Source organism: Streptomyces sp. NPDC004667 (assembly GCF_040609475.1).
In the GTDB taxonomy this organism is placed as follows: domain Bacteria; phylum Actinomycetota; class Actinomycetes; order Streptomycetales; family Streptomycetaceae; genus Streptomyces.
Genome location: NZ_JBEXKC010000076.1, coordinates 12,029 through 36,241, shown reverse-complemented (window position 1 = coordinate 36,241; position 24,213 = coordinate 12,029). Strand labels below are relative to the sequence as shown.

At 74.3% G+C, this 24,213-nt stretch carries 24 protein-coding genes; 11 read left to right on the top strand and 13 right to left on the bottom strand.

Going from position 1 to position 24,213, the window contains the following annotated elements; genetic code table 11:
- The coding region (locus ABZW32_RS31275) for an ABC transporter permease (RefSeq protein ID WP_356222354.1) at positions 1 to 1,339 on the top strand (1,339 nt) is incomplete at its 5' end.
- Between the two features lie 170 nt (positions 1,340 to 1,509).
- Entirely contained in the window at positions 1,510 to 1,755 is a 246-nt protein-coding gene (locus ABZW32_RS31270; protein ID WP_280916097.1) for a hypothetical protein, read from the top strand.
- Positions 1,756 to 1,866: 111 nt separating this feature from the next.
- Here the strand turns inward: ABZW32_RS31270 and ABZW32_RS31265 are convergent, their stop codons facing one another.
- Positions 1,867 to 2,913 carry an alpha/beta hydrolase gene (locus tag ABZW32_RS31265; RefSeq protein ID WP_356222351.1) on the bottom strand — a complete coding sequence of 349 codons (1,047 nt, stop codon included), beginning with the start codon at positions 2,911 to 2,913 and terminating at the stop codon, positions 1,867 to 1,869.
- Entirely contained in the window at positions 2,910 to 3,296 is a 387-nt protein-coding gene (locus tag ABZW32_RS31260; RefSeq protein ID WP_356222348.1) for a hypothetical protein, read from the bottom strand. The genes ABZW32_RS31265 and ABZW32_RS31260 overlap by 4 nt, the downstream gene beginning before the upstream one ends.
- A 272-nt stretch (positions 3,297 to 3,568) precedes the next feature.
- Here ABZW32_RS31260 and ABZW32_RS31255 point away from each other — a divergent pair, with 272 nt between their 5' ends.
- Positions 3,569 to 4,027, top strand: coding sequence for a hypothetical protein (locus ABZW32_RS31255; protein ID WP_356222345.1), 459 nt, complete (start codon positions 3,569 to 3,571; stop codon positions 4,025 to 4,027).
- Here ABZW32_RS31255 and ABZW32_RS31250 read toward each other — a convergent pair.
- From ABZW32_RS31250 to ABZW32_RS31240, 3 genes are all read right to left on the bottom strand, one after another.
- Positions 4,009 to 4,494 (bottom strand): DUF6328 family protein, encoded by a 486-nt coding sequence (locus ABZW32_RS31250; protein ID WP_356222342.1) that lies wholly within the window; start codon positions 4,492 to 4,494, stop codon positions 4,009 to 4,011. The two genes, ABZW32_RS31255 and ABZW32_RS31250, sit on opposite strands and share 19 nt — an antisense overlap.
- Positions 4,495 to 4,658: 164 nt before the next feature.
- Positions 4,659 to 5,249 carry an HAD family phosphatase gene (locus tag ABZW32_RS31245; RefSeq protein ID WP_356222339.1) on the bottom strand — a complete coding sequence of 197 codons (591 nt, stop codon included), beginning with the start codon at positions 5,247 to 5,249 and terminating at the stop codon, positions 4,659 to 4,661.
- A 39-nt stretch (positions 5,250 to 5,288) separates the two neighbouring features.
- The gene (locus ABZW32_RS31240) at positions 5,289 to 6,731 is read right to left on the bottom strand and encodes an FAD-dependent monooxygenase (RefSeq protein WP_356222336.1); all 1,443 of its coding nucleotides are present in this window, start codon (positions 6,729 to 6,731) and stop codon (positions 5,289 to 5,291) included.
- Between the two features lie 70 nt (positions 6,732 to 6,801).
- Here ABZW32_RS31240 and ABZW32_RS31235 point away from each other — a divergent pair, with 70 nt between their 5' ends.
- Positions 6,802 to 7,458 carry a TetR/AcrR family transcriptional regulator C-terminal domain-containing protein gene (locus ABZW32_RS31235; protein ID WP_356222333.1) on the top strand — a complete coding sequence of 219 codons (657 nt, stop codon included), beginning with the start codon at positions 6,802 to 6,804 and terminating at the stop codon, positions 7,456 to 7,458.
- Between the two features lie 16 nt (positions 7,459 to 7,474).
- Here the strand turns inward: ABZW32_RS31235 and ABZW32_RS31230 are convergent, their stop codons facing one another.
- Both ABZW32_RS31230 and ABZW32_RS31225 read right to left on the bottom strand, forming a co-directional pair.
- Entirely contained in the window at positions 7,475 to 9,970 is a 2,496-nt protein-coding gene (locus ABZW32_RS31230) for a bifunctional serine/threonine protein kinase/MFS transporter (protein ID WP_356222330.1), read from the bottom strand.
- Positions 9,971 to 10,042: 72 nt separating this feature from the next.
- Entirely contained in the window at positions 10,043 to 11,107 is a 1,065-nt protein-coding gene (locus ABZW32_RS31225) for a chitinase (RefSeq protein WP_356222327.1), read from the bottom strand.
- Positions 11,108 to 11,453: 346 nt separating this feature from the next.
- On the opposite strand from ABZW32_RS31225, the gene ABZW32_RS31220 reads away from it, so the two are divergent.
- Complete coding sequence (locus tag ABZW32_RS31220) at positions 11,454 to 11,756, top strand: muconolactone Delta-isomerase family protein (RefSeq protein ID WP_356222324.1); 303 nt, start codon at positions 11,454 to 11,456, stop codon at positions 11,754 to 11,756.
- Positions 11,757 to 11,782: 26 nt separating this feature from the next.
- Here ABZW32_RS31220 and ABZW32_RS31215 read toward each other — a convergent pair whose 3' ends face one another.
- Positions 11,783 to 12,259: a hypothetical protein gene (locus ABZW32_RS31215; protein WP_356222321.1), complete on the bottom strand. Its 477-nt coding sequence runs from the start codon at positions 12,257 to 12,259 to the stop codon at positions 11,783 to 11,785.
- 262 nt (positions 12,260 to 12,521) lie between these two features.
- On the opposite strand from ABZW32_RS31215, the gene argG reads away from it, so the two are divergent.
- Positions 12,522 to 13,970, top strand: a complete 1,449-nt coding sequence (argG, locus tag ABZW32_RS31210; protein WP_356222318.1) for an argininosuccinate synthase — start codon at positions 12,522 to 12,524, stop codon at positions 13,968 to 13,970.
- Between the two features lie 90 nt (positions 13,971 to 14,060).
- Here argG and ABZW32_RS31205 read toward each other — a convergent pair whose 3' ends face one another.
- The 4 genes from ABZW32_RS31205 to ABZW32_RS31190 all read right to left on the bottom strand — a co-directional run bounded on the left by ABZW32_RS31205 (position 14,061) and on the right by ABZW32_RS31190 (position 17,776).
- Positions 14,061 to 15,185 (bottom strand): PP2C family protein-serine/threonine phosphatase, encoded by a 1,125-nt coding sequence (locus tag ABZW32_RS31205; protein ID WP_356222315.1) that lies wholly within the window; start codon positions 15,183 to 15,185, stop codon positions 14,061 to 14,063.
- Between the two features lie 83 nt (positions 15,186 to 15,268).
- Complete coding sequence (locus ABZW32_RS31200) at positions 15,269 to 16,693, bottom strand: carotenoid oxygenase family protein (RefSeq protein WP_356222312.1); 1,425 nt, start codon at positions 16,691 to 16,693, stop codon at positions 15,269 to 15,271.
- Positions 16,690 to 17,334 carry a TetR/AcrR family transcriptional regulator gene (locus ABZW32_RS31195; protein WP_356222309.1) on the bottom strand — a complete coding sequence of 215 codons (645 nt, stop codon included), beginning with the start codon at positions 17,332 to 17,334 and terminating at the stop codon, positions 16,690 to 16,692. Before ABZW32_RS31195 ends, ABZW32_RS31200 begins: the two co-directional genes overlap by 4 nt.
- A 61-nt stretch (positions 17,335 to 17,395) precedes the next feature.
- Positions 17,396 to 17,776: a hypothetical protein gene (locus ABZW32_RS31190; RefSeq protein ID WP_356222306.1), complete on the bottom strand. Its 381-nt coding sequence runs from the start codon at positions 17,774 to 17,776 to the stop codon at positions 17,396 to 17,398.
- Between the two features lie 277 nt (positions 17,777 to 18,053).
- Between ABZW32_RS31190 and ABZW32_RS31185 the strand changes: the two genes are divergently transcribed.
- The 4 genes from ABZW32_RS31185 to ABZW32_RS31170 all read left to right on the top strand — a co-directional run bounded on the left by ABZW32_RS31185 (position 18,054) and on the right by ABZW32_RS31170 (position 21,811).
- Positions 18,054 to 19,481 carry an MFS transporter gene (locus ABZW32_RS31185; protein WP_356222303.1) on the top strand — a complete coding sequence of 476 codons (1,428 nt, stop codon included), beginning with the start codon at positions 18,054 to 18,056 and terminating at the stop codon, positions 19,479 to 19,481.
- A 97-nt stretch (positions 19,482 to 19,578) separates the two neighbouring features.
- Positions 19,579 to 20,040 carry a response regulator gene (locus ABZW32_RS31180; RefSeq protein ID WP_356222300.1) on the top strand — a complete coding sequence of 154 codons (462 nt, stop codon included), beginning with the start codon at positions 19,579 to 19,581 and terminating at the stop codon, positions 20,038 to 20,040.
- Entirely contained in the window at positions 19,995 to 20,420 is a 426-nt protein-coding gene (locus tag ABZW32_RS31175) for a winged helix-turn-helix domain-containing protein (protein WP_356222297.1), read from the top strand. The genes ABZW32_RS31180 and ABZW32_RS31175 overlap by 46 nt, the downstream gene beginning before the upstream one ends.
- A complete protein-coding gene (locus ABZW32_RS31170; RefSeq protein ID WP_356222294.1) occupies positions 20,417 to 21,811 on the top strand; it encodes a HAMP domain-containing sensor histidine kinase in 1,395 nt (464 codons plus the stop codon). The genes ABZW32_RS31175 and ABZW32_RS31170 overlap by 4 nt, the downstream gene beginning before the upstream one ends.
- Before the next feature lie 4 nt (positions 21,812 to 21,815).
- On the opposite strand, the gene ABZW32_RS31165 is transcribed toward ABZW32_RS31170, so the two are convergent.
- A complete protein-coding gene (locus ABZW32_RS31165) occupies positions 21,816 to 22,796 on the bottom strand; it encodes a TAXI family TRAP transporter solute-binding subunit (protein ID WP_356222291.1) in 981 nt (326 codons plus the stop codon).
- 143 nt (positions 22,797 to 22,939) lie between these two features.
- On the opposite strand from ABZW32_RS31165, the gene ABZW32_RS31160 reads away from it, so the two are divergent.
- Complete coding sequence (locus ABZW32_RS31160) at positions 22,940 to 24,154, top strand: cytochrome P450 (RefSeq protein ID WP_356222288.1); 1,215 nt, start codon at positions 22,940 to 22,942, stop codon at positions 24,152 to 24,154.
- The last annotated feature ends 59 nt before the right edge of the window (positions 24,155 to 24,213 follow it).

Sequence of the window (24,213 nt, the reverse complement as noted above, 5' to 3'; positions counted from 1 at the left end):
GGCGCGGACCGGCTCCGCACGCACCGGCCTGTGCGCCGCGCTGCTGCTCGCGGGTGTCGGCGCCGCCGTGTACGGGGCCCTCGACCCGGGGCGGGACGCCCGGACCGTCATCGGCGTCGGCGCGGCCCTCGCGCTGACCGGCGCGATCGGCCTGATCCCCTTGCTGGCCCGGCCGTTCGTGGCCCTCGTACGGCCGCTGCTGACCCGCCTCCACCCGGTGCACGGCACCCTCGCGGCCCGCAACACGGTGCGCGACCCACGGCGTACGGGTGCCACGGCGGCGGCGCTCGCCATCGCGCTCACCCTCGCCTCGGGCCTGTCGGTCCTCGGCGCCTCCGCCGCCCGGTACCTCGACCGCGCGACCACCCACGACTTCACCGCCGACTACCTGGTGAAGCCCGCCGAGGGCGGCATGCGGATGACCCCGGACACCGCGGCGCCCCTGGGGAGGCTCCCGGGCGCCCGGTTCAGCCCGCTCGACCAGTCCACCGGCTACCGCCTGGGCGGTGTCTCCTCCGTCCTGACCGGCGTGGACCCGGCCACCATCGGCGGGCTCCTGCGGTACGACGTGATCGAGGGGTCCCTGGACTCGCTCGCCGAGGGCCGGATCGCCGTGGCCGACTTCAAGGCAGGTCCGGCCGGCTGGCGCGTCGGCCAGACCCTCCCCCTGGAGCGGGACGGCCGGCGCGGCAGCGTCACCATCGGCGCCGTCTACCGGGCGGACGAGCAGAGCAACCTGGTGCCCAGCATCACCGCACCCGACTCCCTCGTGGCCCGGTACGACTCCACCCCGAGCACCGCCGGCGTCCTCGTCGCCGCGCCCGGCGGAGCGGGCCGGGCGTCACTGGGCGAGATCACCCGCGCCCTCGGCGACAACCCCGCCCTGGCCGTCCTCGACCGGGCCGCCCTCCGCGCACGGGACAGCGGGGGCATCGGCGACCAGCTCAACGTCTTCTACGCACTGCTCAGCATGGCCCTGGCGATCGCCGCGCTGGGCATCGCGAACACCCTTGCGATGTCCGTCCTCGAACGTCACAAGGAGATCGGCACGCTGCGCGCCCTCGGCGTGGACCGCGCCGGGGTGAGCCGCATGATCCGCCTGGAAGCCCTGCTGCTCGGCGGACTCGGCGCGACGCTCGGCACGGCCCTGGGCGTCTTCCTGGGGTGGGCGCTCGGGCGCACGCTCCAGGAGAGCGTGGCGGGCTACGCACTGGTCCTCCCCTGGGGGCGCCTGGCCGTCGGCGTGCTCGTCGCGCTGGCGGGCTCGCTGCTCGCCTCGGTCTGGCCGGCCCGCAGGGCCGCCCGGATCGACATTCCGGCCGCGACGGCAGTGCAGTAACCATTCGCCCCAACGCCCGCAAGGTCTCGGACGGCCGCCCCGGACGCGGCGGCGGGCCGGGGGTGCCCGGCATTGGAGTGACATGCCGTTTCCCGTCGCCCCCCGCCGATGTTGAACGGCCGACACGCCACCTTTCAGGCGCGTCATCCAGAGATCTTGTAGGAGTAGTCATGCGTATGCGTTCCGCCCTGACCGCCTCTGTCCTGGCCGCCGGCATCCTGCTGGGCGGGGCCGGCGCCGCCCTGGCGAACGACGGCGTCGACCTGGAGCAGTTCTCCGGCGGCCACAAGAGCTTCGCGTCCACCTGCTCGTCGGCCGCCGCCATCCCGGCCGCGTTCGGCCCCGCCTACACCTCCACCTGCGCGAAGGAGGGCGAGAAGGAGTGGGCCGACTTCGCCCACCTCGGCGCCCACTGACACCCGGGCACCACCACGGGGGCGGCCGACCACCACGTCGGCCGCCCCTGCGGCGTGCCCTCCCGCGGCCTGCCCGCCCGCGGCGTAGCGGCCCGCGGACCCGGCGGTGGTCTACGGCCCTTCGGCAGCCGGTGCGTGCCGCGCGAGGGTACGGCGCAGCCAGCGGGTCCGGGCCTCGCGGGCGTCCCGGCTGAGGGCCGCCCGGGGTGCGAGGGTGTCGAAGCCGTGGAAGGCCCCCGGCCACACGTGCAGTTCGGCCTGGCCGCCGACCCGCCAGATCGCGTTGGCGTAGGCCACGTCCTCGTCCCTGAAGGTCTCGGCCGAGCCGACCTCGACATAGGCCGGGGGCAGCCCGGACAGGTCGGTGGCCCTGGCGGGAGCCGCGTAGGCCGGGAGATCGGCGGCGCCGTGCCGGTCGCCCAGGAGCGCCTGCCAGGCGGTCGCGTTGGACGTGCGGTCCCAGGTGTCGACTCCGGCCATCTGGTGGCTGGAGAAGGTCCGGCCGCGGTCGTCGAGCATGGGGCACAGGAGCAGCTGACCGATCGGGGCCGGCCCGCCCCGGTCCCGGGTCAGGAGGGCGAGCGCCGCGGCGAGTCCGCCCCCGGCGCTCTTTCCGCCGATCACGATGCGGTCCGCGTCGATGCCCAGCTCGGCGGCGTGCCCGGCGGCCCAGACGAGGCCGGCGTAGCAGTCCTCCAGCGGTCCGGGGTAGCGCGCCCGGGGCGCCAGCCGGTACTCGACCGAGATCACGGCCAGTCCCAGCGGGAGGGCCCAGGCACGGAGCAGCTGCGGGAGTACGGACCACGCGTTGCCCATGATCATTCCGCCGCCGTGCATGTAGTACAGCAGGGGCAGGGGGCCCGCGGTCCCGGCCGGCCGGGCGCTCACGAGCGTCACGTCGGGCTCTCCCGGCGCTCCCGGCACGCGCAGTTCGTCCACCTCGAAGCGGCCGCCGGCCCGCAGGTCCCGCAGCGAGGGCCGGGGCCGGGCGGCGGCGTCCCGCTCCTGCCGGGCCACGAGGTTCTCCGGGGTGAACGGCGCCCGTACGGCGTCCCCCAAGGCCGCCAGGGCCGCGCCCAGTTCCGGGTCGAAGGGGGGCGCGGCCGGACCCTGCCCCGCGCCGGGTCCGTGCTCGTACGGCCCGCCGCCGGCGCTCATGAGGCGTCCCGCCGTCGCCCGGGGGAAGCGTCGCGCTCCAGGACGCGGCCGTCGACGGTGCCGTCGGGCAAGTGGCCCTGCGGTGCGTCCCAGGAGGGCGGGAAGAGCCGGCGCGGCGTCCCGTCGGCGCCCACCGCCACGACCCACTTGTCCCGGTGCGGCTCGTCCGGGGCCGCCCATTGCCGCTCCCCCGACGGGAGCCACGACTCCGCGCGGACCCCGTCCAGGGCCGCCGGGGCCCGGCCGTCCTCCGGGGCTTCGACGGCCCACACCCGTCGGCGTACGGACCAGGTCCGGCCGGTGGCCGCCGCGAGGTCCGTCAGGAGCCCTGGGGCCTGCCGGCCGCGATCGGTCACTCGGCGCACGGACGGCTCGCGGGTCATGCAGGGTCCTCCCCGGGTGGCGCGTTGCCGTCCATGATCCCCGCGGCGGGGACGGACCGTCAACGGATTCGGCGGTGGCCGCCGGCGACCGTGCACCGCACGACTCCCGGGTGGGGCCGGAGGTTTGCGAGCGCCATCACCGAGCAGCCGCCCCGTATGGCGCACCTCCGCGGCGGAAAGCCACGGGCAGGACCCGGAGCCGGTACGGCCCGCGGTCCGGACGCCGACGGGCCGGTGCGCGCGGCCCGTTCTTCTGGTCCCTGCTCGCCGCCGTGGGCATCTTCGTCACGGGCGGCCGCTTCTCGGTGTTCCAGGGCGTCCAGGCCTTCCGTTCCGGGGGTTCCGAGTCCCACGACGGCTACGTCTTCGGTCTGCTCGTCCTGCTCCTCGCCCTCGTCACCGAAGGCGCCTCCCTCGGCCGGGCCGCCCGCGCACAGCTGATCGGCGAGGCGGCCGACCCCGCCGTCCGACGGGAGGTGCGGGAGTTCCTGGTGGGGCAGCCCGAGATAGACACGGTCGCCGCCCTGCTCACCATGCGGCTGGGGCCGGACTCCGTCCTGCCGGCCGCGCGGATCGACCTGACGCCCGGGTACGCCAGCGAGACCGTCGAGGGCGCGATGGTACGGATCCGGCGTCAGGCGCGCGGGCGCCGGCCCGAGCTGGACCAGGTGTTCCTGGACGTCACGGACGCGGACGCCGCGTACGGCCGCACTCACCGCTCGGACGCGTAGCGGATCCGGGCCCACAGGGGCAGTGCGAACCAGCACAGCAGGTACCAGGCCGGCACGCCGCCCACGATCCAGGGCACGAACGCGTTGTGGGTGGCGACCCGCAGGACGAGCAGGAGCGCCGCGGTGCAGGTGGCCAGGAGCAGGACCAGGCCCGTGGCGATCAGGCGCCCGGCCCACACGACCGCCTCGGGTTTGATCATCCGGCCCGTGACGAGGCGGTGGAAGGCCACCGGCCCGATGAGCGCCCCGGTCGCCGGCGACCCCAGCACCACGGTGATGATGTAGATCGTCTTCTCGGTCTGCGCGAGCCCCGCGAAGACGGGGGTGAAGGCGACGGTGAGCAGGAAGCCGAAGAGGATCTGGACGCCGGTCCGGGCGACGCGGATCTCCTGGAGGAGGTCCTGCCACTGCCGGTCCGCGCGCTCTTCCGCGGTCTCGTTCCGCCCGGCTCCGCCGTCGTGGGGCATGACGCCTCCCCGGCACGCCCGTCGCTGCGCGCCTACCCCGGAGCGGGCACCTCATGCCCGCACCCCGGGCCCGTGCCGGCGGCGGTACGCGCCCTGGTGGCCACGACCGGGATCGTCCTGAAGGGCGGGGCGGGGGTGCTCCTCCTCGCCCCGCCCGGAGCGGCTCAGCCGCGCCGGGGCTGTGGGACCCGTACGGACGCCATGCCCGCCGCCGTGGCGGCCCGTATCCCCAGGTCTGTGTCCTCGAAGACCAGGCAGTGCTCCGGCGGGACGCCGAGGTGACCGGCCGCCCTGAGGAACGCCTCGGGGTCGGGCTTGGCCCTCGTGTAGTCGCCGGCGCACACGAGCACGTCGAACGAGTCGAGGAGGCCGAGGACGGTCAGTGACGCCGTGACGGAATCGCGGGTGCTGCCGGACACCACGGCCGTCGGTATGCGCCCGTGGGAGTCCTCGATGTGCGCCAGGATTCCCGGGACCGGTGTGAGCCGGGGCAGGAGTTCCCGGTAGAGGTGTTCCCTGCGGTCCGCGACGGCCGCGACCGGCATGGACAGCCCTTGGGCCTCGTTGAGCGAGGCGATGATGTCCGCTACCGGCCGGCCTCCCCAGGCGTAGAAGAGGTCCTCGGGGAACGTGCAGTTCCATTCGTCGAGGGCTTGTGTCCAGGCCCGGTGGTGCAGGGGCATGGAGTCGGCGATGGTGCCGTCGCAGTCGAACAGGTAGGCGCGGAACTCGCCGGGCGGCAGAGGGATGATCATCCGTTCAGCGTACGGCGCCCGGGGTGGGACCGGGACGGCCTACAGGCCGGTCCGGGCCGCGTACCGCGTGGCGCCCGCGGCCGTGGTGCCCGCCCAGCCGACGTAGCCGTCGGGCCGGACGAGGAAGAGGCCGTCCCCGTACGCCGCCTGCGACGGTACCCGCACCGTGCGGACGGTGGGCAGTGCCGGCAGGGCGGCCCCCGGAGCGGTGCCCACGGCCAGCAGGGTCCAGTGGGGGCCCCGGAACACGTCGAAGAGCCTTCCGCCGTCGCCCGCTTCGCCGTCCGGTGCGCGGTCGCCCGCGCGCACCGCGTCCTCGGGCAGGCCGGTACGGGTCTCCACCGCAAGGGAGGATTCCCGGTAGCCCAGGCCCAGTTGACGCGTGGCCGCACCGCGCCTGGCCTCTCCCCGGTGGATCCGGGTGGACAGGCCGAGCATCTCGGCGGCGACGGGCCGCCGCTCCTCCTCGTAGGTGTCCAGGAGGGACTCGGGCGCGCGTCCGCCCAGGACGGCACCGAGCTTCCAGCCCAGGTTGTACGCGTCCTGGACGCTGGTGTTGAGCCCCTGGCCACCCGCGGGCGAGTGGACGTGCGCGGCGTCCCCCGCCAGGAGGATCCGCCCCTGCCGGAAGGCGTCGGCCAGTGCGGCGCGCGGCCGGAAGTCCGAGGCCCAGTGCACCTGCGTCACGGCTTCGGGAGCCAGGTGCGAGCGGGCGGCGACGACGGCCCGGATCCCGTCGAGGGTGAGGGCGATGTCCGCGCCTTCCGGGAACTGGGCCGTGAGCTGGAAGTCCCGCGTCCCGGCGAGCGGGCAGAGGGCGAGGAACCCGCCGCCGTCGACGGTGGGCGGGAAGACGTGCCAGTTCTCGCGGTCGAGACCGTCGACGCGGACGTCGGCGACCAGTACCGGGTTCGGGTCCACGGTCTCGCCGGCCATGCCGATGCCGAGCACGCGCCGCACGGTGGAGCGGCCGCCGTCGGCGGCGACGGCGTAGCGGGCGCGCAGCGGCGGGCCCGAGGCGAACTCCGCCGTCACGCCTTCCGCGTCCTGGGTGATGCCCACCAGCTCGCGGCCGAAGGCGACCTCACCACCCAGTTCCGCGAGGCGGGCGGCGAGGATCTCCTGCGTGCGCCACTGCGGGACCATCCAGGGCTCACGGTACGGCGAGTCCCCGGCCTCCTCGCTGTCGTCGAACATCGGGTGCTCGCCCTGGCGCAGGCCGTCCCGCCAGATCACCGCGACCGGGTACGGCCCGCCGGCCGCGCCGATGGCCTCCCCCACGCCCAGGTCGTCGAAGACCTCCCGGGTACGGGGCTGGACGCCCTTGCCGCGCGAACCGGGGAAGAGGGCCTCGGCCCGTTCCACGACGAGGGCCCGCACACCGCGGCGCGCGAGGTCCACGGCGAGCGCGAGGCCGGCGGGGCCCGCGCCGACGACCAGTACGTCCCGTACGTCCTGTACGCCGTATCCGTCCTTGTGCATACCACTCTCCTTAACGTTGTTAAGTTCCGTCTCCGCACAGCATTTACTTAACGCTGTTAAACTGTCAAGCGTGACGACCCGGAAAGCTCCCAGACTCGACAAGAAGCAGGTCGTGGAGACCGCGCTGCGGCTCCTCAACGAGACCGGCCTCGACGGCCTCACCCTGCGCGCCATCGCCAAGGAGCTGAACGTCCAGGCACCTGCCCTGTACTGGCACTTCAAGGGCAAGCAGGAGCTGCTCGACGAGATGGCCACGCAGATGTACCGCCGGATGGCCGCCGATGCCGACGCGCTGCTCGCGCCCGGCGCCACGTGGCGGGAGCGGCTCCTGGCGGGCAACCGGAGCCTGCGCGCGGCCCTGCTGGGGTACCGCGACGGGGCGAAGGTCTTCAGCGGTTCCCGCTTCACGGGCACCGAGCACGCGGTCCAGATGGAGGCGAACCTGCGCGCCCTCGTCGACTCCGGCTTCACCCTCCCCCAGGCGGTCCGCGCCACCTCCACGGCCTACTTGTTCACCTTGGGCTTCGTCACCGAGGAACAGGGCGTGGAGCCCCTGCCGGGGCAGCGCCGGGAGGGCTACGACATCGACGAACGCGCCGCCCGGCTGGCCGACTACCCGCTCGCCGCGACCGCCGGCGCCGAGCTGTTCCAGGACTACGACGAGGGCTTCGAGGAGGGTCTCGGCCTGGTCCTGGCCGGCATCGCGGCCCGCTACGGGGTCGGCTGACCGCGCTCCCCGCCGGTCAGGGGCGGACCGCCGCTCCCCCGGGCGCCCCCGGCGCCTTGGCCCTGATCGTCAGACCGGCGACGAGGGCCGCCAGCAGCAGGAATCCGCACACCCACACGACGGCGATGGGGGCCCTCAGCCGGTCGGCGGACTGGACGAAGCCGCCGAGCAGCACGGTGCCGAGTACGACGCCCATGTGCTGCCCCGCGGCCAGCGCTCCCGAGGCCGCGCCGGAGCGCTCCTCGGGGACGGCGGCGGTCATGACGGCGAGGACCGGGACGAGGACCCCGCCGACGCCCAGGCCGGCGAGGAGCACGCCGGGCAGCACCTGGCCGACGCCGGCGTCGCGGGTCACGACGAGGAGGAACAGCCCGAGCGCGACGGCCGTCAGTCCTCCCGCGATCAGCACGCGGGGCGCGACCCGGTCCAGCAGGCGTGCGGAGACCTGGGTCGAACCGATGGCAACGGCCACGACCAACGACAGGAGGCCGGGGCCGGGGGCCGCGTAGGAGGAGACCGCCGGCACGACGGCGAGCAGGCCCGCGCCCGCCAGGACCGAGGTGATGAGGCAGCCCGTGCGGCCCGGGGTCCGGAAGAAGTGCGGCGGCAGGAGGGGATCCGCGGTACGGGCCTGCCGTACCAGGAAGGCCGCGAGCAGGATGACGCTGAGCGCGAGCGAGACGGTGACGGGAGGCTCGAACCCGTGGCGCCGGCTCAGTTCACCGAAGGCGAAGGTGAAGGCGACGAGCCCTCCGGCGCTGAGCAGTACGCCCGGCACGTCGAGCCGGGCACCGGAGCCGCCCGCTCGGTCCGCCGGCAGGCCGAGGACGGCGCCGGCCGCGATCACTGCGATCAGGGCGGCGGCGTACAGGCCCACACGCCAATGGAGGTCCGCGATCAGCCGTACCATCAGCAGCACCCCGAGCCCGGAACCGCTGCCGACGACCGCGGCGTAGACCCCGAGGGCCCGGCGGCGCGCCGTCGGGTCGGTGGAACCCGTGACCACCAGGGCGAGGGAGGCGGGCAGCAGGAACGCGGCGGCGGCGCCCTGCGCGGCGCGGGCGCAGATCAGCACGGGCGGCCCCTCGGACGAACCGCCGACCACGGCCGCCGCGGCGAACGCGGCCAGTGCGACGACCATGACCCGCCTGCGGCCCACGAGGTCCACGACGCGTCCGCCGAGCGGGAGCAGCCCGCCGAGGGCGAGGAGGTAGACGCCGAAGAGCTGGTACATGCCGTCGGAGGAGAGGTGTGCGTCGGCCTGGATCCACGGGCCGGCCGACCTGAACATGACGTCGTCGAGCACCACCACCAGCTGCGTCACCGCCGCCACCACCAGGCTCCGGCGCCGTCCAGCGGGCGGGGGTGCCTGGTCGCGGGCGGGGGCGGTGGGCGCGGCCGGCGCCGGGACGTCGACGGCGCCCGGGGCCGGCCCGAATCCGGGCGAGGGACCGGCCGGGACCGGGAGGGTCGGGGCGTACGCGGGAGGCGTGTGCGGGGACGGCGCCCGCGGGTCGGGCACGGGCGGCGGGGCGGCGGGGGTGACGGCGGCCGGGGCCCGGGTCCGGTCCGGGGCCTCCGCGCGCTGCGCGGGGGTGTAGTCCAGCAACCGGGCCGCATGGCGCCCGAGTTGGGCCAGCACCGGGCCCGGCAGCCACTCCGTCACCGGGTCCGTCACCGGGTCCGTCGCCGGGTCCGGCTCCGTGCGGGCGGCCACCTCCGCCGGGGAGGGCCGACGGGCCGGGTCCTTGTGCAGACAGGCGCCCACGAGTTCCACCAGCCGCTGCGGTACGCCGGTCAGGTCCGCCTCCTCCTCGGCCACCCGGAAGAGGTGGACGTTGAGACCGGTGTCCCGGGCGCCGAAGAGGTACCTGCCCGTGGCGGCGTAGACGAGGACGGCGCCCAGGCAGAAGACGTCGCTGGCGGGGGTGAGCGCGAGACCGCGGACCTGTTCCGGCGACATGAAGCCCGGGGAGCCGATCAGCATGCCGGTGCGCGTGTGCAGGCTGTCCCCGCCCAGGCTGTCCATCGCGCGGGCGATGCCGAAGTCGATGACCCGGGGGCCGTCGACGGTGACGAGGACGTTGGACGGCTTCAGGTCGCGGTGGATCAGGCCCGCCCCGTGCACGGCCCCGAGGGCGAGGGCGAGCCGGTTGGCGAGGGTGTGGACCGAGTGTTCGGGCAGCGGCCCGAAGTCCCTGGCGACCACCGTGTGCAGGTCGGGTCCCGGCACGTACTGCGTCGCGACCCACGGCACCGCGGCCTCGGGATCGGCGTCGAGGACCGCCGCCGTCCAGCTCCCGCCCACCCTGCGCGCCGCCGCCACCTCGCGGGCGAAGCGCCGGCGGAACTCCGGGTGCCCGGCGCACTCGGCCTGCACGACCTTGACGGCGACGGTACGTCCCGCTTCGGAACGCCCGAGGTAGACCAGGCCCATCCCGCCCGCGCCCAGCCGGGCGATCAGACGGTACGGGCCGATGCGCGCCGGATCCTCGGCGGTCAGCTGCTCCACAGAAGTAAGATAGTGCAACTCTCCAACCGTGGGGCCCCCTCGGGCGGATTCCGTGTCCGAAGGGGCGAGCGGTCAACGGCCTTGCAGCGCCCGGACGTTGTCACCGAAGGTCCAGTTCCTGGATCCGTCCCAGTTGAGCGACCAGGTCATCAGCCCCTTGAGCCGGCCGCCGTAGGGGTTCCACGCCTGGGAGACCAGGCTCGGCGACATGTAGCCGCCACCGGCGCCCGGCTGGGCCGGCAGCCCCGGCACCTGCTTGTCGTACGGCACCCTGACGGTGGTGTTCTGGACGACCAGACCACGGTCGAGGCAGTCCGTCTGCGCCTTGAAGCCGGCGACGGTACCCGCGGAGTAGGAGTCCCCGGAGCAGCCGTACATGCTGCCGTTGTAGTACTGCATGTTCAGCCACCACAGCCGGCCGTTGTCCGCGTACTTCTTGACGATCGGGAGGTACGCGCCCCAGATCGAGCCGTAGGCCACGCTGCCGCCGGTGACGTACGCCGTCTCTGGCGCCATCGTCAGGCCGAAGCCGGCCGGCATCCGGGCCAGCACGCCGTCGATGATGCGGATCAGGTTGGCCTGTGACGCGGACAGCTGGGTGATGGAGCCGGAGCCGACGAGGCCGGTCTCGATGTCGATGTCGATGCCGTCGAAGTTGTACTTCTGGAGGATGGGCACGATCGTGGCGACGAACCGGTCCGCGACCGCGCTGGAGCCGAGGTCGATACCGGCCGCCGCGCCCCCGATGGACATCAGCAGGGTGAGGCCGTCCTGTTTGGCCTGGCACATCTCGGCGGGGGTGGGCACCTTCACGGTGCTGTCCATGCCGTCCTCCCACAGGACGGTCCCGTCGGAACGGATGACCGGGAAGGCCGCGTTGACCACGTTGTAGCCGTGGGCGCGGATGCGGGAGTCGGTGATCGGTATCCAACCCAGGGGCGGGTGGACCCCGTTGGCCGAGCCGTCCCAGTTCTCCCAGTAGCCCTGGAGGACCTTGCCCGTGGGCCTGGACTTCACCGGGCAGGTGTCGGCCGCGGCGGGCGCGGCGGGTGGCGGTGCCGCCGCGGCGGCGGGTAACTGCGCGAGGAGCGCGGCGGCGAGTCCCGCGCCGAGCAGGCGGATGGTCCGGCGGATCATGGGGTGCTCCCTTCGTACCGCTCCCACGGGGGAGGGCGGACATGAGTGGGGGGAGGAGCGGGTGCGGGCCGGGGTGCGGGGCGGGCCGCGAGAGCGGTCGCCGGCGGGATGGGGCCCGGCGGCGTGCGCGGCCCGGTGCGCCACAACGTAAAGTTGGTCCAGACCATCCGTCAAGAGTGTCGGCGCCGGCCGGATCCGCCGGGGCCGAGACGGGAGCGGCGGCGGGCCGGGTAACGGACGGTCGCGACGCGGGACCCTCCCCCGGACGGCCGGTACCCGTCGGCACGCGCGCCGGCCGGGGCGGCCGTAGCCTGTTGGCCGGCGGTCCTGCGGAGGAAGAGGGAGCATGCGCGAGTTCCTGGTCGAGATCACCACCACCGTCCCCGAGGGCACCGACCCGGCCCTCGTGGACGAGCGCCGCGCCGCCGAAGCGGTCCGGGCTCGGGAGCTGGCCGCCGCGGGGCACCTCGTACGGCTGTGGCGCCCGGTCGGTGAGCTGCGGAGCATCGGTCTGTGGCGGGCCGCGGACGAGGACGCGCTGCGGGAGGAGGTGCTCGGCACGCTGCCGCTGCGGGCGTGGATGACCCACGTCGTCACCCCCGTCGAGTCCCACCCCAACGACCCAGGCGGGCCCGCGTCCGCGTCGTGACCGCCGGCCGGCCCCCGGGCCGCGGCTCAGGAGGGCCAGACGACCACGCCGTCCCGCACCGTCAGGGGGGTGGGCGGGCGCTCCTCGTGGAAGCGGGTCCAGCCCAGGTCGACGCCGCCGTCGTGGCGGCGGTGGGCGTCGGCCGCCGTGGTGGCGAGCCAGGCGAGGAGTTCACCGGTGCGTTCGAAGCCGTCGGGGTGGATCTCCTGGCGACTGGTCAGGGCCCAGGCGCCGCGTCCGGTGCCTTCCCGGGGGAGCAGGAGCGAGACGAGGGCGCCGCCGATCGCGTACGCCTCGCCCCGCTGGGCGAGCAGGGGCTCCGGGTGGTTCTCGACGACGGGCCGCCCTTCCTCGTCCTCCACCACCCAGGGGAACTCGGTCACGATGCGCAGCGCCTCCGGTTCCGGGCCCAGACCGAGGTGCCAGCGGAGTTCGGCGAGTTCGGGTTCCGGCAGGTCGGCGCGCAGGTCCAGCGCCAGCATGAGTTCGTAGACATCGGCCATGTGCGCACACGCCATCCCCCGCCGGGCGCCCGCGCGGGGGCGCCCCAGGGCGAGTGGAGGTCGCCCTCGATCGCCGGCGCCCGGTCCGTACCGCCCTGCCGGTCACGTCGCGCCGGTGGCGGGGACGCGTGTGCGAGTGGCCCGTGCGTCCAGGGCTCCCACCAGGCACGCAAGGGCCCGCGGCGGGCCCCGGGGACCGGTTCCGGGAAGTCCACCCCGACGCCGCGTTGCATGACCATGCGACGTGCTGCATAATCTTCCCATGTCTAAAGTCCTCACGTCCCTTCCCGCCGGCGAGCGCGTCGGCATCGCCTTCTCCGGCGGGCTCGACACCTCGGTCGCCGTCGCCTGGATGCGCGACAAGGGCGCCGTCCCCTGCACGTACACCGCCGACATCGGCCAGTACGACGAGCCCGACATCGCTTCCGTGCCCAGCCGCGCCTCCGCGTACGGCGCCGAGATCACCCGGCTCGTCGACTGCCGTGCCGCCCTCGTCGAAGAGGGCCTGGCGGCGCTCGCGTGCGGCGCGTTCCACATCCGGTCGGGCGGGCGCCCGTACTTCAACACCACGCCGCTGGGACGTGCCGTGACCGGCACGCTGCTGGTGCGCGCGATGCTCGAGGACGGGGTGCAGATCTGGGGCGACGGCTCCACCTTCAAGGGCAACGACATCGAGCGGTTCTACCGGTACGGGCTGCTCGCCAACCCGCACCTGCGGATCTACAAGCCCTGGCTGGACGCCGACTTCGTCACCGAGCTCGGCGGCCGCAAGGAGATGTCCGAGTGGCTGCTCGCGCACGGGCTGCCGTACCGGGACTCGACGGAGAAGGCGTACTCCACGGACGCCAACATCTGGGGTGCCACGCACGAGGCCAAGACGCTGGAGCACCTCGACACGGGCATCGAGACCGTCGACCCGATCATGGGCGTGCGGTTCTGGGACCCGTCGGTGGAGATCGCCACGGAGGACGTGACGGTCGGCTTCGAGCAGGGCCGCCCCGTCACCATCAACGGCAAGGAGTTCGCCTCCGCCGTCGACCTCGTGATGGAGGCCAACGCGATCGGCGGCCGGCACGGTCTGGGCATGTCCGACCAGATCGAGAACCGGATCATCGAGGCGAAGAGCCGAGGCATCTACGAGGCGCCCGGCATGGCACTGCTGCACATCGTCTACGAGCGCCTCGTCAACGCGATCCACAACGAGGACACCCTGGCCGCGTACCACAACGAGGGCCGGCGCCTCGGCCGCCTCATGTACGAGGGCCGCTGGCTGGACCCGCAGGCGCTGATGATCCGCGAGTCGCTGCAGCGCTGGGTCGGCACGGCCGTCACCGGCGAGGTGACGCTGCGGCTGCGGCGCGGCGAGGACTACTCGATCCTCGACACCACGGGCCCGGCGTTCAGCTACCACCCGGACAAGCTCTCCATGGAGCGGACCGAGGACTCGGCGTTCGGCCCGGTGGACCGGATCGGCCAGCTCACCATGCGCAACCTCGACATCGCGGACTCCCGCGCCCGCCTGGAGCAGTACGTGGGGCTCGGCCTGGTCGGCTCTCCCCACCCGACGCCGATCGGTGCCGCGCAGGCGGCCGCGACCGGGCTGATCGGGGCCATGGACGAGGGCGGCGCAGAGGCGATCGCCTCCCGTGGCGAGGCCACCGACGAGGAGACGATGCTGGACCGCGCCGCGATGGAGTCCGGCACGGACTGACCGGCCGACCGGCCGAGCGGCCGCTGCCCCGGTGGACTCCGTTCCGCCGGGGCGGCGGCCGTTCCGCGTCCCCCTCAGGGCCTCAGGGACTCAGGGAGGCCCGAGCCGCTGGATGGCGACCATGGCCGCGTCGTCCCCCAGGACGCCGCCGGCCGCGTGGCCGAGCAGGTCGGCGCGCAGGTACTCCAGCAGGGCGTGCGGGTCCGCCCCGGCCCATGCCGCGGCCCGCTCCGTCAGCGGGTAGAACGTCCCGTCCCGGTCGCGGGCCTCCATGACCCCGTCCGTGTAGAGCAGCACGATGTCCCCGGTCGCCAGGGGGAAGGTCTGCGCGGTGGCCCGCGCGTCCACCAGCCCGGCCAGGCCGAGGGGCGGTGCCGGATGGTCCACCTCCAGGGCGGTGACCCGGGGGCCGCGGAACAGCAGCGGCGGCGGATGGCCGCAGTTGATGAGGTGCAGGGCCCGCTCGTGGTCGGGGAGGTCCAGGACGGCGGCGGTGACGAACCCCTCGCCGGGGTCGTCCGGGGAGCCGTCGGGCAGCCGCGACCCGTCCGGGCCCGGGGCCACGGATCCGTCCAGGTAGGCGACCAGGCCGGACAGGTCGGCCTCCTGGTGGGCGGAGGCGCGGAACGCGCCGAGGACGAGGGCGGCGTCCCCGACCGCTTCCAGCCCCTTGCCCCGGACGTCACCGATGATCAGTCGCGTTCCGCGGGCCGTGCGGGCGACGGCGTACAGGTCTCCCCCGATCTGGGCCTCGGCCTCGGCGGCGAGGTAGACGGAGGCCAGGCGCAGCGGGCCGATCCGCTCGGGGAGCGGTCTCAGCACCACCTGCTGCGCGGTCTCGGCGACCGAGCGCAGCTGGATCAGTTCCTTCTCGTGGACCTCGCGCAGGTGGGCGAAGAGCGTCACGATCACGGAGATGAGGATGAGGGCGATGATCTGGAAGGTGTGGTTCAGGTCGGTCAGGCTGCTGCGCACCGTCGCCGTCACCCCCTGGGCGACGACGGCGACGGCGCCGACGGCCGCAGTGGTCCAGGGGCCGGCGAACGAGGCGGTGACGGCCGGGGCGGCCACCAGGAAGGGCCCGAGGTGCACCTCGGGCGGGGCCAGGATGTCGACCACGGTCACGATGGTGATCAGCGCGAGCGGGACCGCCAGGAGAGCGTGGCCCTGCTCCCCTGCCGGATGACTTCTCGCACGCGGGCGCCCAAGGTCCATCCCTCCTGCATACACCGCCCCGGCCGGGGGCCGCGTGGCACCTCTGGAGTCCGCGCCGGGGAGCCCGCCCTTTGGGTCAGCCGTCAGCCGCGCACGGCTCCTGGCGGCCGGACGGCGGGCCGCGCGGCCTGGTCCTCGTCCGGGACCCAGTTTCCGTGGAGGCCGAGCGGGACGCGTACGGGCAGGTGGATGCGGGCGAGCGGTTCCCCGGTGAAGTCCTGGGCGGCGAGGATGACCAGATCGGCGGCGCCGCGCTCCGGGCTGTGGACGTACGCCATCACGTAACCGTCGTCCTCGGCCCCGGGCGTCTCGGCGGGGACGAAGACTCCTTCACCGACCGCGGCGAAGCGTCCGAACTCGTGTGCCTCGGTGGTGCCGCGGGACAGGTCGTGTTTGAGGAGCGCGTTGCTGAAGCCCGCGCCGGGGCGCTGGTCCCCGGGGCCGGCCGGCGGTGCGTACAGCTCGACCGCCGCGGCGTAGCCGTACCGGTACGGGAGCCCGGTGAAGCGGGAGTTGACGCGGGGGAACTCCTGGGTGCGGTCGTCCAGCGGCTCCTCGCGGACCGCCCCGGCGGCGAGGTCGATGGTCCAGCGGTAGAGGGTGGGGCGGCTGGTGCCGACGTCGCGGATGTCGAAGCCCTCGGGGTGGCGGACGAGGTCGACGACGATGTCGGTGCCGTTCTCGTAGGCGTTGAGGGTGTGGCCGACCAGGCTCGGGGGCACGGGGAACCAGCGCACCGGGCCGCCCGCGCGGGGCATCACGCCCACGCGCGCCGGGTGGGTGTCGTCCCAGGCGAAGGGGATCCCGGTGGAGAGGTGGGCCGCGCTGAAGACCACGGGGGCGTCGAAGAGGATCACGTGGTGGTCGGTGAGCGCGAAGTCGTGCATGTAGGGGCTGCCGGGGGTGTGCACGGTGGTGGCCCGCAGCACGGTGCCGGTGTCGTCCATCACGATGTGCTGGACGTGTTCGGAGGCGTAGCGGAAGGCGAGCGAGTGGAGCTCGCGGGTGCGGGGGTCGAAGAGGGAGTGGGCGTTGGCGTTGTAGCCCTCGGGGGTCGCGCCGAGGTCGCAGGGGCCGAGCGTGTCCAGGTCGTAGGTGAGTTCGTACGGGCGTAACCCGCCCTCGATGAGCGCGAACGTGCGGCCGGCCAGGCCTGCCACCTGGATGTTCGGGGCGAAGTCCGTCCGCGGGTCGACGGGGGCGCCCCGGCGCGGTTCGCCGAGCCGGTCGGCGACGGAGGTGGAGCGGACCCAGCGGTTGCGGTACCACTCGGCGCGGCCGTCGCGGATGCGGACGCCGTGGACCATGCCTTCGCCGAGGGTCCACAGGTGCGCGGCGGCGTCCTCGATGCCCAGTGGGTTGGGGCCGGTGCGCAGGTAGCGGCCACTGAGGTGGTCGGGTATGCGGCCGGTGACGGGCAGGTCGTGGGCGGTGGTCTCCTCGGTGACGGGTGCGAAGTTCCCCGAGAGGTAGCGGTTGGTCGTCGTACGCGTCGTCGCGGGGGTCATCGGGCGGTCCGTTCCGGTGCGGTGGACGGGGTCGGCCGGGCGAGGAAGGCCTGGCCGAGCGCGGTCATGAGGGTGGTGTAGCGGTGGGCGGCGGTGTCGGGCGGGAAGTGGCCGGCGAGTTCGAGGCTCACCGCGCCGTGCGCGGCGGCCCAGAGCAGTTTCGAGATCTCGTGGGCGTCGCCGTCCGGCCGGAACACCCCGGATTCGATGCAGGCGGCGACGGCCGCGGCCGAGGCGTCGAAGGCGGTCGCGGCGATGGCGAGGGCCTCGGCGCCGGGGGTGTAGTGGGGGATGGCCCGTTCGAACATGACGCGGTAGTAGGCCGGTTCGGCCAGCGCGTGCTCCCGGTAGGCCGTGCCGAGGTTGTCGAGGTGGGCCAGCGGGTCGTCGGTCGGCGGGACGTGTTCCTGGGCTCGGCGCAGTCGTGCGAAGCCTTCCCGGTACAGGGCGTCTGCCAGGCCCTCCTTCCCGCCGAACATGGTGTAGAGGACCTTGGTCGAGGTGCCGATCTCGGTGGCGATGCGCCGGATGGTCAGGGCGGCGGTCCCCTCCTCGACCAGCAGCCCGATGGCGCGGTCGAGTACGGCGGTCCGTGCGGCTTCCTGACCGGCCTTGAGGGCGTCTTGGTAGAGCGTGGTCATGGGTAACAACATAACCCAGAGGTAACGTTGTTACCGACATTCTCCCGGTGCGGTGCGGCGGCTACGGCCGGGCCGTCACGGCCCGGCCCAGGTCCAGCAGGCTCAGACCGAACATCAGGACGCCCAGGGGGACATGGACCGCCGGAACGTGTGCGATGCCCAGCACCACCTGCACCGAGGCCAGGGCGAGGAATCCGGACGCGTACAGGACCGGGCGCGACGGGCCGCCGCCGGGCCGCCGGGCCAGGATCGCGGCGAGCAGGTACAGCATCGACGCGCCGTACATCACGCGCGCCCCGACGCCGTGCAGCAGCTCGCCGTACGACGTGGCGAGCAACAGCCCGGCGGTGGCCGCCTGGAAGAACAGGGCCGAGGTCTGCACGGCGATCGCCGTCCGTACGAACGTGAGGCCGCGTCGTCCTGTCGTCGTCTGTGTGGCCATGGGCCGGTCCCCTCGTGGTTCCGTCATCGGTGTCTCGGAGGTCCGACGACGCGGGCCCCCGAAACGTGAGGCCGAGGGGTCCGCTCCCGCGGGACGCGCCGGTCCCGTGCCGTTCTTTCTCAGCGGGACGTTAGTCCCGTGCCGTCCTTTGTTAGCGGGAGGTTAGATCTGCGGGCCGGACGTTGTACCGGGGCGGCCGCGGACGCATGCTCTGGGCACTCCCCACCGCCGGGGCTCCTCCCCCGTCCCCTTCCGGGGACCTACCTCTGGAGGCGTCATGCCCTCGTCCACCGCACTGCCCGCACCGCCCCCGCCGCTGCCGCCACAGGACGCCGACCTCCGCAGGAAGCGGCGCACGGCCCTGATCGGCGGCTCGCTCGGCAACCTCGTGGAGTGGTACGACTGGTTCGTCTACGCCAGCTTCGCGATCTACTTCGCCGACTCCTTCTTCCCCGGCGACAACCCGACCACGCAGCTGATGAACACGGCCGGGATCTTCGCGGTCGGCTTCCTCATGCGCCCCGTCGGCGGGTGGATCCTCGGCCGCGCCGCCGACCGGCGCGGGCGCAAGAGCGCGCTCACGCTCACCGTCACCATGATGTCGGTGGCCGCCCTGCTCATCGCCGTCGCCCCGACCTACGGACAGGCCGGCTACTTCGGCGCCCTGGTGCTGCTGCTCGCGCGCCTGCTCCAGGGCATGAGCATCGGCGGCGAGTACGCCGCCAGCGCCACCTATCTCACCGAGGCCTCCGCACGGAACCGGCGCGGCCTGGGCTCCTCGTTCCAGTACGTGTCGATGACCTGCGGCCAGCTGCTCGGGCTGGGCATCCTCATCACGATGCAGCACACGCTGACCACGGCCCAGTTGGAGAGCTGGGGGTGGCGGATCCCCTTCGTCCTCGGCGCCCTGTTCGCGGTCGTCGTCTTCTGGCTCCGGCGGCGCCTCCAGGAGACCGACGCCTTCACCGAGCAGGCGTCGCAGGGGGAAGACGCCGCGGACGACAGCACGCGGGGCACCCTCAAGGTCCTGTGGCAGCACCGGCGGCAGGCCGGGCTGGTCATGGCACTCACCCTCGGCGGGACCGTGGCGTACTACACGTACACCACCTACCTCACCAAGTACCTGGTCGGCAGCGCCGGCATGGCGAAGACGACCGCCACCCTCGTCAGCTTCACCGCGCTCACCCTCTTCGCCGTACTGCAGCCCTTCGCCGGAATGCTGTCCGACCGGATCGGGCGGCGCCCCCTGCTGATCACCTTCGCCGTGGGCTGCACCGTCGGCACGTACCCGATCATGACGGCCCTCGGGTCGGCGTCCTCGTACTGGTCCGCCCTGGGTCTGTCCCTCCTGGCGCTGGTGATCGTCACCGGCTACACCTCCATCAACGCCGCGGTCAAGGCCGAGCTGTTCCCGACCCGGGTCCGGGCCCTCGGTGTGGCGCTGCCGTACGCCATCGCCAACGCGCTCTTCGGCGGAACGGCCGAGTACGTGGCGCTGTGGTTCAAGAGCGGCGGCCACGAGAAGCTGTTCTTCTGGTACGTCTCCGGGTGCGCGCTGGTCTCCCTGGTGACCTACCTCCTGATGCCCGACACCCGCGGTGCCGCCCTCAGCAGCGCCGAGGCCGAAGCCGATGCCGAAGCCGGTGCCGGTGCCAGGCCCGACGCCGGGGGGTCCCGGGCCCCGTCGGTGGGCGCCGCACGCTGATCCGTGCCGCTGCCCCACGCCGGTGACCCGGGGCGGCCGCTCCCGTAGGCTGCTGTCCCCGGCCACGGCAGGGGTCATCGGGTGGGGGGAACCGGCCATGCACGCGCTTCTCGTCGAGGACGACGACCGGATGGCCCAGGCCCTCGGCACCGCCCTCGCCCAGCGCGGCCACACCGTCCGCCGGGTGGGCCGGGCCCTGGACGCCCTGCTGCACCTGCGCGAGGCCGAGTTCGTCCTGCTCGACCTCGGCCTGCCCGACCTGGACGGGCTCGAACTCCTGCGGCGCCTGCGCACCGTCTGCGACGCCCCGCTGATCGTGGTGACCGCGCGCTGCGAGGAACGCGACATCGTGCAGGGTCTGCGGGCCGGCGCCGACGACTACGTCGTCAAGCCGTTCCGGATGGCCGAGCTGATGGCGCGCATCGACACCGTGCGCCGCCGCACGGACCGGCGCACCGGCCGCCGGGGCGCCGGGGCGCCGACGCCGGGCACGGCGACCACCACCGGCGTCCCGTGCGCGCCGGGGACGTCGAGGTGGATCCGGCGGGCCGGACGGTGATGGTGGCGGGAGCCGAGGTCCGGCTGACCCGGCGCGAGTTCGACGTACTGGCCTTCCTGGCCGTACGCCCGGACGAGGTGCACTCCCGAGAGGAGATCATGGACCGGATCTGGGGGGACGCCTTCCTCGGCGCCTCCCGCTCCCTGGACGTCCACGTGGCGGGCATCCGCGCCAAGACCGGCCGCTCCGGGCTGGTGCGCACCGTACGCGGGTACGGGTACCGGCTCGGCCGCCCCGCCTCCGGCGACGACGGCGATGGCGATGGCGGCGACGGCGATGGCGGCTATGGAGATGGCGGCGGCCCGCGGGACGAAGCGTGGAGCCCGGCGGGCGACGGGGCACCGGGCGCGGCCCACGGCGAGGCGGACCGCGCCCGGTGAGGCGGCGGCTCCTCGCCGTGCTGCTGGTGCTCATGGGCGCGGCCACCCTGTTGCTCTGCCTGCCCCTCGCCGACGCCTACGCGCGCGGGCGGACCGAACACCTGCTGCTGCAACGCCGCTCGGAGGCCGTACGGTTCGCCGACCTCGCCGAACGGATGCGCACCTCCGCCGACCGCCGCGAGCTGTCCGACGAGATCGAACGGTACGCGCAGCTCTACGGGGCTTCGGTGGCCGTCGTCGACACGGCCGGCGGGACGGTCGCGCGGGCCGGTACGGCCGCTTCCCCGGAGGGTGGCCCCGGCCGGGCGACCTCGCCGGCGGCGGACGCCCTGGCCCGCGCGCTCACCGGCCGGTCCACCGACCGGCTGCCGGCCATCCGCCCCTGGGGGCCCGCGACCGTGGTGGTGGCCGAGCCGGTGGGCCGCGACGAGCGGGTGAGCGGGGCCGTGCTGATGACCCTGCCCACCGGAGCGGCCCGCCGGGACGTGACGGTCCGCTGGTCCCTCATCGCCGTGGGGGCGTTCGCCGCCTTCGCCGCGGCCGCCCTGGTCGCGGTCGGGATCGCGCGCTGGCTGCTGCGCCCCGTCCGCGATCTCGACCGGGCGGTGGGGAGGCTGACCGCGGGCCGGCTCCAGGCCCGGGCGGTGTCGGACACCGGGCCGCCCGAACTGCGGCACCTGAGACGGCACTTCAACACGATGGCGCAGGCACTGGCCGATTCCCTCGGCCGCCAGCGCGATTTCGTCGCCGACGCCTCCCACCAGCTGCGCAACCCCCTGGCCACGCTGGTGCTGCGGATGGAGAACGTCGAGCCGTACATCGCCCCCGGACCCGGCCGCACCGAGCACGCGCGCGCCCTGGACGAGGCGGAACGCCTGGAGGAGCTGCTCGACGGACTGCTGGCCCTCGCCCGGGTGGAGTCCGGCGCGGCGGAGCTGCGCGACCAGGACGCCGCGCGTGCGGTACGGGACCGGGTGGCGGCCTGGCGTCCGGTGTTCCGCGATGCCGGACTGGAGCTGACGGTGCACGGGCTCCCGGACACCCTGGGGGTGCGGGCCCTGCCGGACACGGTGGGCCGGGTACTGGACGCCCTCCTCGACAACGCCGTGAAGTTCGTACCCGGCGGCGGACGCGTCGAGGTGAGCGCGCGCCGGGCCGCCGCGGGGGACGCCGTCGTGCGCGTCGCCGATGACGGGCCGGGTGTGACGCCGGACCAACTGCCTTCGTTGCTGCGCCGGTTCACGCGTTCTCCGGAGCACCAGAACGTGCGGGGCAGCGGGTTGGGGCTGGCCATCGCCGACGAGCTCGCCCGGGCCGGCGGCGGGCGGCTGACGGCCGGCGCGAACGTGCCGCGCGGCCTGGCCGTCGAGCTCCGGCTGCCGCCCCCGTGAGCGGTCAGCCGTACACCGAACGGTAATGGGCGACGGCGCCCGGGTGGAGCGGCACCCTCCCCGTCGAGATCGCGAAGCGGGGCTCCAGCCGCGCCCCGGCCGTGACCTCGCGCAGCAGGTCCCGCCACCGGTCGAACACCACGCGCAGCAGCGCCTCGACGGTGTCGTGCGGTACGTCGTCGCGGGCCAGGAGGTAGTTTCCGACCCCGATGGTGCCCACCGGCTCGGTGAGCCCGTACACCCCGGCCGGAAGGGTGACGGCGGTGTAGACGGGACCCCAGCGTTCCCGCAGCGGCCCCACGTGGCCGTCCAACGGCAGGAAGCGCAGCGGTAGTTCGCGTGCCAGTGCGGTCAGTGCGGGTGTGGGTACGCCGCCGGACCAGAACAGGGCGTCGACCTCGCCGCCGCGCAGGGCGCGCACGGAATCGGCCAGGCCCAGGGGGCGTTCGAGCGGTGCTGCGGCGGCCGCGTCCGGACCGGCGGCCCGCAGGATCCGGCCCGCCAGCACCTGTACCCCCGACCCGGCGGCGCCGGTCGCGACCGGCCGGCCCGCGAGTGCTCCGGCCTCGCGCACCGGGCCGTGCGCCGGTACCAGCAGGTGCGTGTGGTTCACGTAGACCCGGGCCAGCGCCGTCAGGCCGGTGACCGGCCGGGGGAAGGGCTCGCGGCCGAGGACGGCGTCCTCGGCCACGTCGGCCGTCGCGAGGGCCAGATCGACGGTGCCCTCGTCCAGTCGCCGCAGGTTGTCCACGCTCGCCGCGGTGGTCACGGGGAGGATCGGCGGGCCGCCCCGGCTGTCGCCGTACGGGGCGACCGCCCGCGCCAGGGCGTGCCCGAACGCGTTGTACGGGCCGCCCTCGGGTCCGGTGGCGAACTGCAGCCGCCGCGCCGGGGCGGACGCCCCGGAGCATCCGGCCAGCGCCGCCGCGAGCGCGCCGCACCCGGCGCCCATCACCCGTCGTCGACTCACTCCCGCGCCGGCCATGGCGTCAGCGTAGTCGGGCGGCCGTCCGGCCCCGTGCGGGAGACGGTCACGAGGATGCGTCGTCGATGATGGGGATGATCACCCGGACCGCGGCCTCCGACCGGAGCCCGTGGCCGGCCGCCCCGGGCACGTAAGGATCGCGCATGACGCGGATATCGCAAGACACCACCCTGCCGCAGCCGTTCGGAGAGCCCTTCGCACGCGACCCCCACGCCGTCTACGCGGCCCTGCGCGCCGCCGGACCGGTGCACCGGGTGGCGCTGCCCGACGGCTCCGCCGTGTGGCTGGTGGTCCGCGAGGCGGACGTCCGCGCGGGGCTGTCCGACCAGCGCCTCTCGGTGGACAAGAGGCACTCGGCCACGGGCTTCAGCGGTTTCTCCCTGCCGCCGACGCTCGACAGCAACCTGCTGAACGTCGGACCCGAGGACCACCTGCGCCTGCGCCGGCTGGTGGCGCACGGTTTCACCCCCCGGCACGTGGACCGGCTGCGCGACACCGTACGGGCCGCCGTGGACGAGCGGACCGCGCACCTCGCCGGGCTGCTCGACGGCGGTGGCGAGGCCGACCTGGTGGCGGAGTTCGCCAGGCCGCTGCCGCTGCGGGTCATCGGCGCCCTCCTCGACGTCCCGTCCGACGACCGGGAACGGTTCTCCGGCTGGATCTCCGCGATGCTCGCCCCGGGCTCCCGCGAGGAACTGGTCCGCTCGATCGGCGAGGTCCACCGCTTCCTGGTCGACCTCGTCGCCCGGCGGCGCGCCCGCCCCGGCGACGACCTCCTCTCGGACCTGATCACGGCCCGCGACGAGGGGGACCGGCTCACCGAGGAGGAGCTCGTCTCGCTCGCCTTCCTGATCCTGGGGGCGGGCAGCGAGAACGTCCAGCACGTCATCAGCGCGGGCGTGCTCACCCTCCTCGACCACCCCGGGCAGCTGGCCCGCCTGCGGGCCGAACCCGCGCGCACGGCGGACGCGGTCGAGGAGCTCCTGCGGTACACGAGCCCCAACCAGACGGCGATCCGCCGGTTCCCCACGGAACCGGTGGAGATCGGTGGCGTGCGGATCCCGGCCGGGGACACCGTGCTGTTCGCCCTGGCCTCCGCCCATCGCGACCCGGACCGCTACCCGGACCCGGACCGCTTCGACATCGACCGCGCCGACAAGTCCCACCTCGCCCTCGGACAGGGCATGCACTACTGCCTGGGGGCGCCCCTGGCCCGGCTCCAGCTCACACTGGCCCTGGGGGCCATCGTGGACCGGTTCCCGGACCTGCGGCCGGCCTGCCCGGCGGACCGGCTCCGCTGGCACGCCACCTTCAGGTTCCACGCCCTGCGGGAGCTGCCGGTCACCGGGCTCCGGTAGGGCCCGGCACGCGAACCGCCCCGGAGCGGGTGCTCCGGGGCGGCCGGGTGTGCCTGCGA